The sequence below is a fragment of the Pseudoalteromonas sp. JB197 genome (assembly GCF_002332205.1).
Classification (GTDB): Bacteria; Pseudomonadota; Gammaproteobacteria; order Enterobacterales; family Alteromonadaceae; genus Pseudoalteromonas; species Pseudoalteromonas nigrifaciens.
Genome location: NZ_NRGZ01000002.1, coordinates 554,812 through 570,581 on the forward strand (window position 1 = coordinate 554,812; position 15,770 = coordinate 570,581).

General features: G+C 40.2%; 18 protein-coding genes. 14 read left to right on the forward strand and 4 right to left on the reverse strand.

Features of this window, described 5'->3' with window-relative positions:
- Nucleotides 1–392 precede the first annotated feature (392 nt).
- The 8 genes from hisG to CIK86_RS17620 all read left to right on the forward strand — a co-directional run bounded on the left by hisG (nucleotide 393) and on the right by CIK86_RS17620 (nucleotide 8,188).
- On the forward strand, nucleotides 393–1,292 hold the full coding sequence (hisG, locus tag CIK86_RS17585; RefSeq protein WP_011330118.1) for an ATP phosphoribosyltransferase: 900 nt from the start codon (nucleotides 393–395) through the stop codon (nucleotides 1,290–1,292).
- Between the two features lie 5 nt (nucleotides 1,293–1,297).
- On the forward strand, nucleotides 1,298–2,599 hold the full coding sequence (gene hisD, locus CIK86_RS17590) for a histidinol dehydrogenase (RefSeq protein WP_086993459.1): 1,302 nt from the start codon (nucleotides 1,298–1,300) through the stop codon (nucleotides 2,597–2,599).
- Nucleotides 2,589–3,698, forward strand: a complete 1,110-nt coding sequence (hisC, locus tag CIK86_RS17595) for a histidinol-phosphate transaminase (protein WP_086993457.1) — start codon at nucleotides 2,589–2,591, stop codon at nucleotides 3,696–3,698. Before hisD ends, hisC begins: the two co-directional genes overlap by 11 nt.
- Entirely contained in the window at nucleotides 3,695–4,756 is a 1,062-nt protein-coding gene (gene hisB / locus CIK86_RS17600) for a bifunctional histidinol-phosphatase/imidazoleglycerol-phosphate dehydratase HisB (protein WP_011330115.1), read from the forward strand. The genes hisC and hisB overlap by 4 nt, the downstream gene beginning before the upstream one ends.
- Entirely contained in the window at nucleotides 4,753–5,343 is a 591-nt protein-coding gene (hisH, locus tag CIK86_RS17605; protein ID WP_086993455.1) for an imidazole glycerol phosphate synthase subunit HisH, read from the forward strand. Before hisB ends, hisH begins: the two co-directional genes overlap by 4 nt.
- 33 nt (nucleotides 5,344–5,376) lie before the next feature.
- Nucleotides 5,377–6,105, forward strand: a complete 729-nt coding sequence (locus tag CIK86_RS17610; RefSeq protein WP_086993454.1) for a 1-(5-phosphoribosyl)-5-[(5-phosphoribosylamino)methylideneamino] imidazole-4-carboxamide isomerase — start codon at nucleotides 5,377–5,379, stop codon at nucleotides 6,103–6,105.
- Nucleotides 6,106–6,474: 369 nt separating this feature from the next.
- Entirely contained in the window at nucleotides 6,475–6,597 is a 123-nt protein-coding gene (locus CIK86_RS19445; RefSeq protein WP_254910703.1) for a hypothetical protein, read from the forward strand.
- A 712-nt stretch (nucleotides 6,598–7,309) separates the two neighbouring features.
- Complete coding sequence (locus tag CIK86_RS17620; RefSeq protein ID WP_254910702.1) at nucleotides 7,310–8,188, forward strand: MHYT domain-containing protein; 879 nt, start codon at nucleotides 7,310–7,312, stop codon at nucleotides 8,186–8,188.
- Here CIK86_RS17620 and CIK86_RS17625 read toward each other — a convergent pair.
- From CIK86_RS17625 to CIK86_RS17635, 3 genes are read right to left on the reverse strand one after another with little or no spacing between them, the layout of a single operon-like run.
- Nucleotides 8,139–9,683 (reverse strand): IS66 family transposase, encoded by a 1,545-nt coding sequence (locus CIK86_RS17625; protein WP_096317117.1) that lies wholly within the window; start codon nucleotides 9,681–9,683, stop codon nucleotides 8,139–8,141. The genes CIK86_RS17620 and CIK86_RS17625 overlap by 50 nt on opposite strands.
- A gap of 39 nt (nucleotides 9,684–9,722) precedes the next feature.
- Nucleotides 9,723–10,076: an IS66 family insertion sequence element accessory protein TnpB gene (tnpB, locus tag CIK86_RS17630; protein ID WP_254910727.1), complete on the reverse strand. Its 354-nt coding sequence runs from the start codon at nucleotides 10,074–10,076 to the stop codon at nucleotides 9,723–9,725.
- Nucleotides 10,073–10,378 (reverse strand): hypothetical protein, encoded by a 306-nt coding sequence (locus CIK86_RS17635; RefSeq protein WP_013465796.1) that lies wholly within the window; start codon nucleotides 10,376–10,378, stop codon nucleotides 10,073–10,075. Before CIK86_RS17635 ends, tnpB begins: the two co-directional genes overlap by 4 nt.
- A 58-nt stretch (nucleotides 10,379–10,436) precedes the next feature.
- On the opposite strand from CIK86_RS17635, the gene CIK86_RS17640 reads away from it, so the two are divergent.
- The 5 genes from CIK86_RS17640 (at nucleotide 10,437) to CIK86_RS17660 (ending at nucleotide 13,460) form a co-directional block, all read left to right on the forward strand.
- Nucleotides 10,437–10,865, forward strand: coding sequence for a GGDEF domain-containing protein (locus tag CIK86_RS17640; RefSeq protein ID WP_254910753.1), 429 nt, complete (start codon nucleotides 10,437–10,439; stop codon nucleotides 10,863–10,865).
- A 395-nt stretch (nucleotides 10,866–11,260) separates the two neighbouring features.
- Complete coding sequence (gene hisF, locus CIK86_RS17645) at nucleotides 11,261–12,034, forward strand: imidazole glycerol phosphate synthase subunit HisF (RefSeq protein ID WP_011330107.1); 774 nt, start codon at nucleotides 11,261–11,263, stop codon at nucleotides 12,032–12,034.
- On the forward strand, nucleotides 12,031–12,645 hold the full coding sequence (hisIE, locus tag CIK86_RS17650) for a bifunctional phosphoribosyl-AMP cyclohydrolase/phosphoribosyl-ATP diphosphatase HisIE (RefSeq protein WP_086997536.1): 615 nt from the start codon (nucleotides 12,031–12,033) through the stop codon (nucleotides 12,643–12,645). The genes hisF and hisIE overlap by 4 nt, the downstream gene beginning before the upstream one ends.
- A gap of 105 nt (nucleotides 12,646–12,750) precedes the next feature.
- A complete protein-coding gene (locus CIK86_RS17655; RefSeq protein WP_086997539.1) occupies nucleotides 12,751–13,266 on the forward strand; it encodes a hypothetical protein in 516 nt (171 codons plus the stop codon).
- Between the two features lie 17 nt (nucleotides 13,267–13,283).
- Nucleotides 13,284–13,460 carry a DUF1289 domain-containing protein gene (locus CIK86_RS17660; RefSeq protein WP_086997542.1) on the forward strand — a complete coding sequence of 59 codons (177 nt, stop codon included), beginning with the start codon at nucleotides 13,284–13,286 and terminating at the stop codon, nucleotides 13,458–13,460.
- A gap of 169 nt (nucleotides 13,461–13,629) precedes the next feature.
- Here the strand turns inward: CIK86_RS17660 and CIK86_RS17665 are convergent, their stop codons facing one another.
- Nucleotides 13,630–14,169: a gluconokinase gene (locus CIK86_RS17665; RefSeq protein WP_011330104.1), complete on the reverse strand. Its 540-nt coding sequence runs from the start codon at nucleotides 14,167–14,169 to the stop codon at nucleotides 13,630–13,632.
- Between the two features lie 153 nt (nucleotides 14,170–14,322).
- Here CIK86_RS17665 and gntU point away from each other — a divergent pair, with 153 nt between their 5' ends.
- Nucleotides 14,323–15,666 carry a gluconate transporter gene (gene gntU, locus CIK86_RS17670; RefSeq protein ID WP_086997545.1) on the forward strand — a complete coding sequence of 448 codons (1,344 nt, stop codon included), beginning with the start codon at nucleotides 14,323–14,325 and terminating at the stop codon, nucleotides 15,664–15,666.
- Nucleotides 15,667–15,770 lie beyond the last annotated feature (104 nt).

Consider the following 15,770-nt stretch of genomic DNA (forward strand, 5'->3'; position numbering starts at 1 on the left):
CTCCTTCAATACCAAAATCAATTTATGGTATGAGCTTTTAAAGCTTAAGTTAATATACATTAATCTTAGTTTATATCGGCGGTTATAACATATTCTTTAATTATGCAAAAAAAGGCTTGCCATATTATGCTGCTTTATGTTTTTATAATACGCACAAATCGAGATACATAACAACACACGTTAACTATATAAACGTTTGTTAAATAGGACAATAAAATGCGCTTAAACCTGACATCAGTACATCACCACCATTCATCGGAATAACCTGTCAGGTCTTTCGCTGAGAGGTTATTCCTAAAAGGAACCTCTGGCGAGTCATAAAAAATTGATTCATTTTCGCCCTGAGGTTCCGCCTCGGGGTTTTTAGTTTTTAAATTAAAGGAAAATGAATAATGAACAACAGTAATCGTCTACGTATCGCCATCCAAAAGGGCGGCCGCCTTTCAAAAGATTGCCAAGAGCTACTTAAACAGCTAGGTATCAAACTTAACCTTCGTGAACAACGCTTAATTGCACACTCAACTAATATGCCAATTGATGTATTACGTGTGCGCGATGACGACATTCCAGGCTTAGTAATGGAAGGCGTATGTGATTTAGGCATAGTGGGTGAAAACGTACTAGTAGAAGTGCAAGCTGAGCGTTTACGCCAAGGCATCCCAAGCGAAGTAACTAAACTGTCTAAACTAGACTTTGGTTACTGCCGCCTAGCACTAGCGTGGCCACAAGAGCTTGGTAAGCAAGACAAGAGCTGGTTTGAAGGCAAGCGTATTGCTACCACCTACCCTGAAATTTTAAAACAGTACTTAAAACGCGAAGGCATTAACGCCAGCACGGTTATGCTTACCGGATCGGTTGAAGTAGCGCCACGTGCAGGCCTTGCTGATGCAATTTGTGATTTGGTTTCTACTGGCGCAACGCTTGAAGCGAATGGATTAATGCAAGGCGATACTATTTTAGAATCAAACGCTTGTTTAATTCAAAATAAAGACCTACAAGATACCGATAAATTAGCACTTATTAATAAGCTTATGCCGCGCCTACGTGGTGTTAGACAAGCTAAAGAAAGCAAATACATCATGCTACACGCTCCAAAAAATAAGCTTGAAGAAATTTGCGAAATTTTGCCTGGCTCTGGTCAACCTACCCTACTTGCCCTTGCCGGTAGTGATGATTATGTAGCACTGCACATGGTAAGCAGCGAAACTTTATTTTGGGAAACCATGGAGCAGTTAAAAGCCCTAGGTGCTAACTCAATTTTAGTTATGCCTATTGAAAAAATGATGGAGTAAGGAACATGCTTCGTTGGAATGAGGAATCTTCACAAGCACAAGCAGCGGCGCTAACACGCCCTGCGGTTTCGGCCAGCGCTAAGGTTGAAGCTATATGTAAAACTATTTTAGCTAAAGTAAAAGAGCAAGGCGACGAGGCTTTACTAAACATGGCTAAAGAGTTTGATAATAGAGCGAATCCACGTTTACGTGTGCCGCTTGATGAAATAAACGCATCTGAGCAGGCGCTCAGTGCAGAGCTTAAGTATGCCATTGATACCGCTTATGCAAATGTAAAATGTTTTCATGAAGCGCAATTACCTAAAGATATTAAATTATCGACCCAACCGGGCGTTGTGTGTGAACTGAAATATCAAGCCATCGAAGCTGTTGGTATATATGTACCCGGTGGCAGTGCTCCACTGCCATCATCGGTTATTATGCAAGGTGTATTAGCCCAATTAAGCGGTGCAAAAACCGTTGTACTTGCTACCCCCGTACAAGGCGATAAAGCCATTAACCCCGCTATTTTATATGCAGCAAAATTATGCGGCATTACCACGCTAATAGAAAGTGGTGGCGCAGGCGCAATTGCAGCAATGGCTTATGGCACAGAGTCAGTGCCTAAAGTGAATAAAATTTTTGGCCCAGGTAATAGCTTTGTCACTATGGCTAAGCAACTTGTGGCGCAAACTGTACCTGGCATGGCCATTGATATGCCAGCAGGTCCCTCAGAAGTACTGGTTATTGCAGATGAACGTGCAAACCCAGAATTTATAGCCGCCGATTTACTCTCACAAGCAGAGCACGGTGCTGACTCGCAAGTTATTTTATTATGTAACAGCGAAAGTATTATAGAGCAAACTCAGCAGGCGCTTACTCGCCAACTTGCTAAATTAAGCCGCAAAGAAACCGCCGAGCAAGCCTTGGCTAACTCGTCACTTATTTTAGTTGACTCAATCGCACAAGCGTTTGACGTATCAGCGCAGTACGGCCCTGAGCACTTAATTTTGCAACTAGCAGACTCCACACCCTACTTAAATAAAGTTAAAAATGCGGGCTCTGTATTTGTGGGCGATTATACGCCTGAATCGGCAGGCGATTATGCATCAGGTACTAATCACGTATTGCCAACCTATGGTTATAGCGCAAGCTATTCTAGCTTGAACTTACTTGATTTTTTTCGCACCTACACAGTGCAAACAATTACTAAAAGTGGTTTAACCCAGCTGTCAAAAGCTATTTTACCCCTTGCAAATGCCGAGGGCCTTGATGCTCACGCAAATGCGGTTTCAATTCGCTTAGAGGCAATTAAAAATGAGCAATGAGAGCACGCAAGCTAATAGCTTATTACCAGCAAATATTGCAGCACTTGCTGCCTACAGCTCAGCTAAAAGTGAAAAGTTAAGCGGCACAACGTGGTTAAATGCCAACGAAAGCCCCTATGCTAAAACCATCCAGCTGAGTGTTGAAGATTTAAATCGCTATCCAGATCCACAACCACAACTGGTTATTGATCGCTACGCTGCGTATGCAGAGCTTGAAAGCGAAAACGTGCTAATGACCCGTGGTGCCGACGAAGGCATAGAGCTTTTAGTACGAACATACTGCGAAAGCGCAAAAGACAGCATTGCACTATTTTTGCCAACTTACGGTATGTATAAAGTTACTGCCGATACCCACAACGTCGCCATTAACGCACTAACACAAGCGCTATTATTAAATGGCAGTGTTGATGAAATAGTAGATGCGGTTGGTAGTTCAAAACTGGTATTTATTTGTAACCCAAATAACCCCACAGGCAGCTTAACCCCTCTTGATAAAGTGACAGCAATTGCCACAGCACTTGCAGATAAAGCATTGGTTATTGTTGATGAAGCCTATATAGAATTTTGCCCAGAGCAAAGCGCTACAAAATTAATAAACCAATTTAGTAATGTAGTGGTGCTACGTACCCTTTCAAAAGCATTTGCACTAGCAGGCCTTAGAACCGGTTTTACGCTTGCACAAGCAGCAACTCTTGCGCCAATTCGTAAAGTAATAGCGCCGTATCCGGTATCTGGTGTAGTAGCGAGTATTGCAGCGCAAGCAATTGCCCCAGACGCAATTACCTCAATGCGTCGCCAAGTGATTATTTTAAACGCTTTAAAAGCTAAACTTATACAGTGGCTAAGTGAATCGCCAGCTGTATTAAAAATTCTCACTGGTGAAGGTAACTTTGTTACTTTAAAGTTAGCCGATAAAAACTATTTTAAAATCGCACTTGAGCAAGGTTTGGTTATGCGCGCTTTTACCTTATATGGTGAAAACGACTGGCTACGCATTTCAATTGGTAGCGAACAAGAACTTAAACAAGTAAAAATTTGGCTCGATGGCCTAGCATTGCCAACAGCCTCAGCAATTTCAGCACAACAGGAAGTATCATGAGTAACCCCTATTTATTTATTGACCGCGACGGCACTATAATTGAAGAGCCAATTACCGATAAACAGGTAGATAGCCTTGAAAAGCTGGCGTTTTTACCCGGTGTAATGCCCGCATTATTACAATTACAAGCAGCAGGCTATCGCTTAGTAATGGTATCTAACCAAGATGGTTTAGGCACCGACAGCTTTCCTACACAGGATTTTGACCTAGCCCAAAACAAAATGATGGACATACTACAAAGCCAAGGCATTAACTTTGACGAGGTATTAATTTGTCCACACTTTGACGAGCAAAACTGCGATTGCCGTAAACCTAAAACAGGTTTACTTACCGAGCTAATGCGCTCTGGCAAAGTAGATTTAGCACGCTCTTTTGTAATTGGCGACCGTGAAACTGATATAGGCCTGGCACAAAATTTATGTTGCGAAGGTATTTTGTACGATGGCGATTGGAGTGCAATAGTTACTAAACTAACTACCGCAAACCGCGAGGGCCGCGTTACACGTAATACCAAAGAAACTCAAATAGATGTAGCAATAAACTTAGATCAAACCAAAAACGGCAGTATAGATACCGGCCTTGGCTTTTTTGATCATATGCTTGATCAAATTCGCACCCACGCCAACATTGGTTTAAACATTAAAGCCAAAGGCGATTTGCACATAGACGAGCACCACCTTGTTGAAGACATAGGTATTGCTCTAGGTGTTGCACTTAAACAAGCCTTAGGCACTAAATCGCAAATTGCTCGCTATGGTTTTGCCCTGCCAATGGATGAATGTAAAGCCGAAGCACAAATTGATTTATCGGGGCGTGCTTCGTTTGTACTTAACGCTAATTTTAGCCGCGAAAAAGCAGGCGATTTAGATGTACAAATGGTTGAGCATTTTTTCAAAAGCTTAAGCGATAACGCCGCAATTAGCCTAATTTTATCGGTAAGCGACGGTAACTGCCATCATCAAGTAGAGGGTTTATTTAAAGCTTTTTCTCGCGCACTGCGCATGGCAATAGCGCAAGATATTAGCCAGCAAACTGCTAGCTCTAAAGGGTGTTTATGATTGCGATAATAAATACCGGGTGCGCTAATATAAACTCAGTGCGTTTTGCCTTTGAACGTTTAGGACAAACGCCAACTGTAATTACCTCTCCAGAGCAGTTAGCGGGTTTTGAGCGCGCTATATTACCCGGTGTTGGCCATGCTTCGGTTGCCATGAAACGCTTAGTAGATAACGGTTGGCAACACGCTATAAACGAATACCAGCGCCCGCTAATGGGTATTTGCTTAGGTATGCAGTTACTGTGCGAAAGCACCGAAGAAGGTAACGTGCTGTGCTTAGGTAAAATACCTGGGCATGTAACAGCGCTTGATGTAGGTCAACTTACGTCACCGCATATGGGCTGGAACAATTTAACCATAAATAAAGAGCATGCCTTAACAAAAGGACTAACACCAGACGAGCAAGTGTACTTTGTACACAGCTTTGCGCACACGGTAAACAACGCCACATTAGTAAGTGGCGAGTACGGACAACGTTTTTCGGCCATAGTGGCCAAAGATAACTATGCCGGCATGCAGTTTCACCCAGAGCGCAGCGCTAAAATAGGCGCGCGTTTATTACAAAATTTTGTTGATTGGCAGTTGTAGGCTGCCCCTCATCTATTAATAAAGAGACACACTGTGATTATTCCAGCATTAGACGTATTACAAAATCAAATTGTGCGCTTATACCAAGGCAAATACGAGACTGTACAGTTTTACCCATTCGAGTTAGGCGCGCGTTTAAAAGAATACGCCGACAGCGGCGCAGATAAACTTCACTTAGTTGATTTAGAAGGTGCCCGCGATCCAAGTAAAAAACAGTGGCAACACATTCAAGCGGCTACAAAAGCACTTAATGTGCCGTATCAAGTTGGCGGTGGCATTCGCTGTGAGCAAGATGTAAGTGATTGGCTAAAAGCCGGCGCAAACCAAGTGGTTATTGGCTCAATGGCGGTTGAAAAACGCGAACAAGTTAAAGCCTGGATTGAGCAGTTTGGCGCAGAGCACTTTGTTATTGCCCTTGATGTAAATAAAACAGCCACTGGCTGGGCTCCGGCCACCCATGGTTGGCTAACTGAATCTGAGTTTGGTTTACTTGAGCTAGTAGATTTTTATGCTAACTTAGGTGTTATCGATTTTTTATGTACGGACATCAGTAAGGATGGCACCATGACCGGCCCATCGTTCGCGCTGTACGAGGATTTAATTAAGCATAACTCAACTATTAAAGTACAAGCATCTGGTGGCGTAAGCTCACTTGATGACATTAAAAAGCTCAAAGAGTTGGGTATTGGCGGTATTATTTTAGGTAAATCACTGCTCGATGGCGCCTTTAGTGTGGAAGAAGCACTAGCAGTAACACGCTAAGAATCTAATATATATACAAAAAAGCACAGTACCTATACTGTGCTTTTATTCATTAACTTAATTATTAAGCAACACCTCAGGTAAAGCCCTTAACCTAGCCTCATACAGTACTTAAAGTAGCCCTAGCAATATAGTAAGCTCTTTCAAACTCGCAATTTTGCAACATAATATACTTACCTGTATCACTGAGTTACACAATCGCACAAACAAAAACATTAACGCACAGATATATTAACGCATTGAATTTACAATGATATTCTTAATAATATGCGCTAAAGTATACTCTTTGTATAACAAATATTAAGTTAACATTATAATAACAATTATAATTGCAGTATTTGGCTTTATTTTGACGCGTTTTTCCAATCAATGGCGGTTGTATTAGTATTTGGCCTACTCTTTGCCACATTACTAACCTTAATTGTTATACCTGTGCTTTACGCTATTTTTATGGGCGTTAAAAAGGATGAACGTACGCCAGTTAATGCCTAAGGTAATAAACTAAATATTGCAAAGTAAATAAAATATACGGCCAGCTAATGTAAAATATTATCTGGCCGCATGCTTTTTTATACCCAACCCACAACATAAAATATCGCTCTATGCTGTTGATAAATAACTAGCTTCATAACTTTAATAAAGTGCCCATCGGCGTACTTGTTAACACTGTTGGCGGCGATGGTACAGGTAAATAAAACCCTTGCGACATTAAAGTAGCCAATTTAAACGCGTATTTGATATGAATGTGTTTACCATGTGCCGACTTTGTCAATTAGTGGCTCCTCACATGAAAAATAGCGATTATGGCAGCATAATTAATATCTCTTCTATGGCGAGCGTTAACAACAGCCCCGCTATTAGCGCCATGGCCCACGCGCTGTAAGTACTGATGCACTTAAAAAGTGCTTACCTCTGAAGTATTAAAACAATGTTACTTCATACTTTTATTATCAATACGTTAAAGCTAACTCCATAGTTAATCCAACAAACTCATTTTATATCGCAACTTACTTAACATAACCAACTTGCTTAACCCTATTTCCCCGTTATAAAACCTCTAAAAACCCTCATACTAACGGTACTAAAATAACCCAAAGTAATATTTTTCAGTTAAGCATTTAATGGTCAACACTATATTTGTATACTATACTTAAGTTATTCATAAATAGGCCCTTAGAGCTTATAATTAAGGTGAGGGACCGCATTGACTAATCATTTAACGCTACATTTTGTAACGCCAGAAATGCTCAAAGCAGCGGTGAACACAGCCAAATATGACCCCATACTTGTTTTAGCATCTGTATTCACAGCGGTATTTGCATCTTATATTTCATTTTTACTTTCTGCTCGTATTAAAGGCGCGCAACTTAAAAACGAAAAGCTTTTTTGGACCCTACTGTCATCATGCTTTTTAGGTGCAGGTATTTGGGCAATGCATTTTGTTGGCATGTTAGCCTACCAACTCCCTATTCCTGTAAGATACAATATACCTATAACACTAGTTTCAATTTTACCCAGTATATTTGCTAGTTATTTTGTTATATCCCCTAATTTAGAGCGTTTTAAACACTTATGGTTTAGAAGTATACTTATGGGCTTAGGTATTTGCAGTATGCATTACGTAGGTATGATAGCCATGATAATGCCAGCGCATATGGCTTATGAGCCCATTCTGTTTACGTTCTCTGTATTTGTTGCCGTAGCACTTTCGGGTTTAGCTTTAAAAATAAATGAATTACGCCAAACAACGCAAAATAAACAAAAGCGGGTTAACTTCTTAGCAGCGCTGGTAATGGGCAGTGCTATTTCGGGTATGCATTATATTGGTATGCTCTCTATGTATGTATTTGAATCTAGCCATACAACCTACCTTGCAAATGACAACAGCGCACAACTAGCTCAAACCGATTATTTAACAGGGCTTGCAAACCGTAACAGCCTAACAAAGTTTGCTGAATGTGAGTTTAGAAAAGCTAAACAAGAGAACAGTAAAGTAGCTTGTTTATATGTAAGCGCGCATTTAAGCAGTGCGCTTAGTTATAATCGAAGTCTAGCTGCACATTCCACGGCATTAGGTCGGTAAAATCATCATCACCCTCATCTCGATTCGGCAACGTTTTAAATAAATGCACAAAGTAGTAATAAGGATTGATGTCATTGGCACGGCAGGTCATCACAATACTATAAAGTATCGCGCTGGCCTGAGCACCATTAACCGATTTTGAGAATAGCCAGTTTTTTCTACCAGTGGTAAACGGCCGAATATCTCGCTCAGTAATATTATTATCAATCCCTAGTTCGCCATCTTCACTATACCGCATTAATTTCGGCCATTGATTAAGCGTGTATTTTATCGCTTTGCCAATATAACTCCCCGCCGTTACTTTACCTTCGGCTTCATCAAGCCACGCTTTAAAGTGCATTAATATGGGTAAGGCTTTTTCTTGTCGTAACTGATACCGCGCTTGAGGAGATAACTGTTTGTTTTTAGCGTGGGTTTCCAGTTTATATAATTGGCTGATAAAGCTGATGGCTTTATGCGCTCGACCTTTGTTTTTCGACTCTGCTTTTAAGGCATCGTTATATTTGCGTCTAGCGTGTGCCCAGCAACCAACAGGGGTAATGCCTTCAATACCGTCATAAACACGGTAACCGTCGCACTGTAAATAGCCTTGATAACCGGCAAGAAATTCTTTTGCGCAAGCGCGACTTCGACCTGCTTGGTAATCGTAAATCACGACAGGCTCACGGCTGACCTCATTGCTGCGATAAACCCACATGTAGGAATTGCTGCTAGGGTTGTCACCTTCATCTAACACTTGTGTACGGGTTTCATCGGCACATAAACTGTGCTCACTAAGCAAGTGACGTTGCATGGCTGCCACTAAGGGGCTGATTAGCAGGCCCGCTTTAATACACCAATTAGCTAATGTTCCGCGCGATAGTTCAAGGCCGCCACGGCCCAGTATGTCAACGAAACGATAAAGCGGTAAGGCATCGCAGTATTTGCCCGTAACAACCGCCGATAACGCTTCTGGACTCGCAATGCTGCCAGGAATAGGCTGCTTGGGTTTAGGCGCGGTGATTATTTTACTGGCCAATTGTTCATGCTCGCAATGTCTGCAAGCATATTTAAATTGTTTGTGCTTAATGACACTGACTTTCGCCGGAATAATCTTCACTTGCTCGCTGTCTTCACTACCACATTGATGTAGTTGTTCACCGCAACACTGACACGTTAACTCGGTTAAGGTGTGCTCAACCTCTTCTCGTTCAAAGTGCTCAGCCAGTATTTGTTTACCTTTCTTATGGTGTTTAGGCGGCTCAGTCGTTTTATGCTGCTCCGCTTCATTGAAGGTGCCCCGTGGGGCTTTTTCACTTTTTTTACCGTATTTTTGGGATTTACTTAACTTAAGCTCAGCAAGCAAGTGGTCAATCCGCGATTGCATTTCAACCTTATCTTCTTGCAGTGAAATTTTATCTTTTTCTAAGCCATCAAGCTTAGCCTGCATAAGTGCAAGCTGATTTTGTAGTTCGGTGATGAGAATAGTGTCTGGCATTTTAATAGCATGACACATGGGAAAGATCGTTCAAGTAAAAAAAACGTTCTGGTTAATTTATATCACTGATAACCCTGATAAAGTTGAGTGGCGGGTTTTATTATTTACCGGTAAGCCAGATAATAACCATTGTAACTGCCGTTGTTCAATCCCCATGGCTACGTGTGCTTGAGCATGATTTGGCCATTGAAATCGTCCTTGCTCTAAGCGACGATAATAAAGCCAAAAACCATTGGTATCCCAAAACAAAATTTTTAATTTATCGCGTTGTTTATTACAAAAAACGAACCACGCTTGGCTTAAAGGATCGAGAGATAGGGTATCGCTGACAATAATACTTAACCCATTGATTGATTTTCGCATGTCGGTGAATCCCGTGACCAAGTAAACTTGGTGGGTGCAAGGTGTCACAGTACGCTCAATAATTTGGCTAGCGTTTGGTTAGCTAATGTCGACTCGAAGTCTATTTGATAGCCGTTTGGTGTGGTGAGTTTAATGATTGAAGGGTGTGTAAAGGCTTGCTCATGAATAACAAACGGGATCACCTGTTGCTTTTTAACCCTTATCGTTTCGTCAGAAAGGCGTTTACGCCAAACATAGAAAGTCGATGCGTTAATGTTGTTATCACGACAAAATTGAATGATGGCTAAACCACTCGATTTTTGCTGCTCAAAAATGCCTTGCCAGTGTTTTATTTTTTGCTGTTTATTCATAATTACCTCAGGTTAATATGCTGAGTAAATTATGCATAGGTAGCATTAATATTGGTATGTGGGTTTAATTGCGCGCTTACGTTTATATTTTGACTTAGATAAACTTAAGCCAATAAACGATACTCACGGCCATATAGTTGGCGATTTTGTATTAACCGTAATAGCCGATCGTTTAAAGGATATTACCCGTAAAACAGACTGTATCGCGCGTATTGGCGGGGATGAGTTCGTTGTTATAAGCACCGATATTGAAAACGTCAACCAAATAGAAAAACAAATAACCAGATACTTAAACGCTATTGAGTTACCTATTGTGTTGCAAGATAACGAACTCTTAATTACAGTGAGCATTGGCTATGCGTTATATCCCGACGAAGCAGCAAACTTAGATGAGTTACTTAACAAAGCGGATAAAAGAATGTATGAACATAAAAGTAAAAAGCATGATCATGCTAATAACAGCCAACCACAAGTCAATTTAAGTTGAGCATTTAATTTTAACAATACATAACTTAAATGAACTGAACTGAAAAACTCAAATATTCCTACAGCTTCACTATGTATATCCTAAAAAGCGCTAAGTTAGCGGCTGCTTAGAGCCGTTCATTATAGGTTAACGCATTAATACAGCACGTAATTAGCATCCGTAAACACGCACTTTTTGTTATTTATACAATCCTCTGAATAGCTTTAAAAGTAATTAACTATAAGATATTTCGCCTATAAATAACGCTTAGATATATATATACTGTAGGTAATTATTAATATGACTTTTTGCTGACAATAATGTTTTTAGTGTTGTTGTTATTAATGCAAAATATTAACGAAAAGAATAGTAGCTATGACTTTCAAAAATAAACACACTACCTGCGAGACTTTCCCATGTTATCAAAACGTATAATTCCATGTCTCGACGTTAAAGACGGCCAAGTAGTCAAAGGCGTAAAGTTTAAAGGCCATGAAGTAGTTGGTGATATTTTAACTATGGCAAAAGCTTACAGCGAAGCCGGTGCAGACGAACTGGTTTTTTACGAAATTAGTGCCAGTGTTGAAAAACGCTTACTCGATGTAAATTGGGTAGAGAGTATTGCCCGCCATATTGATATTCCTTTTTGCGTGGCAGGCGGTATTAAGTCGGTTGCCGATGCAGCTCGCGTACTTGAACGCGGCGCAGACAAAATCAGCATTAACAGCCCTGCTATTGCCCGCCCTGAGCTAATAAAAGAGCTGCACGATGAATTTGGTAAGCAATGCGTAGTGGTCGGTATAGATAGCTTTTACGATGAAGTGACCGGTGAATACTTAGTGTACCAACTTACTGGCGATCCTAATGCGTCAAGCCGTACCCGCTATAAAACGCAAGAATGGGTTAAACGTGTACAAGATCTTGGTGCTGGCGAAATAGTATTAAACTGTATGAACCAAGACGGCGTACGTAACGGTTATGATATTGAGCAATTAAGTAAAATACGCGAACTGTGTAATATTCCTCTTATCGCCTCAGGCGGTGCTGGATCTATGCAAGATTTTGTAGATGTGTTTAAACAAAGTGAAGTTGATGGCGCACTTGCAGCCAGTGTTTTTCATAAAAATGTGATTAACATTGGTGAACTAAAACAATTTTTAACTAATAACCAAGTGGCAGCAAGATTATGATATTAACACTCGACAACCAAACTCAAGTTGATTTCACTAAAAGTGAAATGATCCCTGCTATTATTCAAGATGCACGCTCTGGTATTATTTTAATGCAAGGCTTCATGAACAGCGAAGCACTTAACGTGACATTAAAAACTGAAAAAGTAACCTTTTACTCGCGCTCAAAAGAGCGTTTATGGACCAAAGGCGAGTCATCTCAAAACTATTTAAATGTTGTGTCAGTGCATACCGATTGTGATAACGATTCTATTTTAGTACTTGCCAACCCAGAAGGCCCAACGTGCCACTTAGGCACACAAAGCTGTTTTGGCGATGATGCAAAACCAAGCCTAAGCTTTTTAGCGCAACTTGAAGATGTTATTGTAGCGCGTAAAAACGACGACCCAGCTAAAAGTTATACAGCGTCTTTGTTTGCAGAAGATTTAAGCCGTAGTTGTCAAAAAGTAGGCGAGGAAGGCGTAGAAGTTGCCCTTGCAGCAATGAAACACGATAACGATGAGCTAACAAACGAGTCTGCTGATTTAATTTATCACCTTACAGTGTTATTACAACGCCAAGGCTTAGCCCTTGAAGACGTAGTAAAATGCTTAATAGGTCGCCATAAGTAAGTTGTAGCTTTAATACCAACAACTTCCTATAAAAAGCACACTTAAATTATTTAGTGTGCTTTAGCACATAGCGCACTAAATTCATTAATTAAAAGGATATATTGAATGAAGAAGTTAGCCTCTGTAGTATTTACTGGCTTGGTAATTTCAGGTTGTTCTAGCGTTGTTACTGAGCAAACAGCCGCCATAGATCAACTTACACCATGTAATAAAATTCAAACCCTACTAGGTGCATACGATACCCGTTTTGAATCGCTAAAAACAACCAAAGTAACCACAAAATTTATGGATAGCTGGAGCACTAACTATCACTTAGTGGGTCAACAGTGCCAAATTACTGCGTTTGATCATGACAATGTTATTTACCGCTGTCAAAATAGTTACAAAGAGCAAATGGCTGCTGTAACAGATCATCAAAAAGCTGTCGCTTTTACTCGCCAATGCTTGCTTGAAAGTAATTGGCATGAAAGCCAAAAAGAGTCAAAAAACTCGATTCGTACTACTTTCGTACTTGATGAAAACACCCCTGTTATTTCAATCTACACAGGTAAAACGTTATCTAGTTTAAAATCGTGGTCTACCTCATTAGAAATTGGCAAATCAGTGGCTACTAAACAATAATTTTTTTATAGGGTTTTATGGGTTTTCAAACAAAAACTAGCAAGTCTAAATTTAAAACCGATTGTATTGGAGTTTGCCAACGACGCAGTGGGCTATGTACCGGCTGCGGACGTACCAATGATGAAATTTTTGAGTGGATTATTTTATCTGAAGATGAAAAAAAGGTGATTTTAGCAACCCCACGAGCCGATTAAGCAATGAATAGCTGGGGTTTTAATAGGTAAGCTAACCATCTGGGTTATAAAACTTTAACTTCAATAATAGACTAAAACTAACTGTTGTTAAATTTAGCCTGTTATTGAACGTTTGAAATAAATGGCATCTACTTTATTACTCATTATTTTTGTATTTATACCTTATAGGTTACCCGCTAGCTAAATTTATATCGGTTTGCGTAGCTTGAAAACAAGCGCTTACAACCTGCTTAAATGATTTATTAATGTCGATACTAATTACATTTAACTCATCTGCTTGGGGGATTTCCAATGTCTCGAATTGACTTTTTAATAGCTCAGTAGGCATAAAATGGCCTCTTCTATCTTGCATTCGCTGCTTAACTAATTCAAAACTTCCCTGTAAATGTAAAAAAGTAATATTCACATTTCCTTCGCATATTTGCTCTCGGTATTTTTTCTTTAAGGCTGAACAAACAATAACGGCCACTTCATTTTTTTGCTCAATACTAAACGCAGCGTCACGAATTCTTTCTAACCACGGCACACGATCTTCGTCATTTAGAGGTTGCCCTGATGACATTTTCAAAATATTTGCTTTGGGGTGTAAATCATCGCCATCAATAAATTTAGCGTCCATCTTTTTCGCAAGCGCATAACCAATACTCGACTTTCCGGTGCTTGATACACCCATAATAATAAATATTCGACCCGCGTTTATTTGGCTCATTTAGCTAATCTCACTCTATTTTTTAAAAATTCATTAGCTTTGAATGAATTTTTATATTAAGTTACTGGCAACATGTTACGCGTAACTTAATATAATATGAAATTAAACACAAGTTAACCGCCATAATTTGAGTTGGATTTAAGTAGGAAATATATGTCAGATTTATCTTTAATACTAACCGCGGTAGGCTCTATTCTACTGTTACTTTTTTTAGTCATGAAAGTAAGGCTACACGCGGTTGTTGCTTTAATTTTAGTTTCGATGATAGCCGGACTATTCTCTGGAATGAGCCCACAAATGATCGCAGAAACTATCCAAAAAGGAATGGGCGGCACTTTAGGCTTTGTTGCTGTCGTGGTTGCATTAGGTGCTATGTTTGGCAAAGTAATGGAAGAGACTGGAGCGCTTGACCGTATTGCTCATACGTTATTACATCGTTTTGGCGAGAAAAACGCTAACTGGGCGCTCACCTTTACTGGTTTTATATGTGCTTTACCACTATTTTTTGATGTTGCTGTGGTACTTTTAATTGGTATTGCATTTGCAGTGGTACGTAAAGGCGGTGGTAGTGTTATTAAAATAGGTATCGCATTGCTTGCTGGTATCGCTGCTTGTCAGGCATTTCTTATCCCTGCGCCAGGCCCTATTTTAGTGGCATCTCAACTTGGTGCCGATTACGGTTATATGATTTTATTTGGTTTGCTTGCTGCTATTCCAGCTATGATCATTGGCGGCCCTCTTTGGGGATCGCTAATTGCTAAGTCAATTCATGTTGAACTACCTGAACACGCCCAAAACAATGATAATACTAGAGACGGTGAGGGCGAGCCTAGTTTTGGCTTAGCTATAGGTTTAATTGCACTGCCATTATTAATGATTGCCTTAAATACGATTGGCTCTCGTTTTGTTGAGCAACAATCTAACTTACATCATTGGTTAGAGTTTATCGGTCACCCATTTACTGCAATTCTTGCAGCTTGTTTAATGGCATTTTATTTACTGGGTGTAAAACGTGGTGTGCCTCAAGATCGTATTATGGAAATTTGCAGTAGTGCCTTACAACCTGCTGGCGTGATCATTTTGGTAACAGGCGCTGGGGGAGTATTTAAACAAGTATTGGTTGATTCGGGTGTAGGGGAAGCGCTTGGTAATATGCTTGCGGGATCTGGCTTACCGATTGTTATGTTAGCTTTTATATTAGCAGCCGCAGTACGCGTAATTCAAGGCTCTGCAACTGTTGCTATGCTTACAGCATGCGGTTTAATTATACCTATGTTAGAGCCCCTTGGACTAGATGGCGCTCAGCTTGCTGCGGTTACTATCGCCATTGGTGGAGGCTCAATCGTTTTATCGCATGTAAATGACTCTGGCTTTTGGTTAGCTAATCGCTACCTTGGCCTAACTGAAATGCAAACGCTGAAAACATGGACGGTGATGGAGACCATTATTGGTACAACGGGTGCTATTGTAGCTATGATTATTTCCCTCTTTTTATAAATTATTTTTATTCAAAACCCTGAATATGTCCGGTGCTGTGCTTAAATAGCAGCATCGGTGTTTACTTCGAGTGTTATAGCTTTTACTGTTTGATGGAGGCAAGC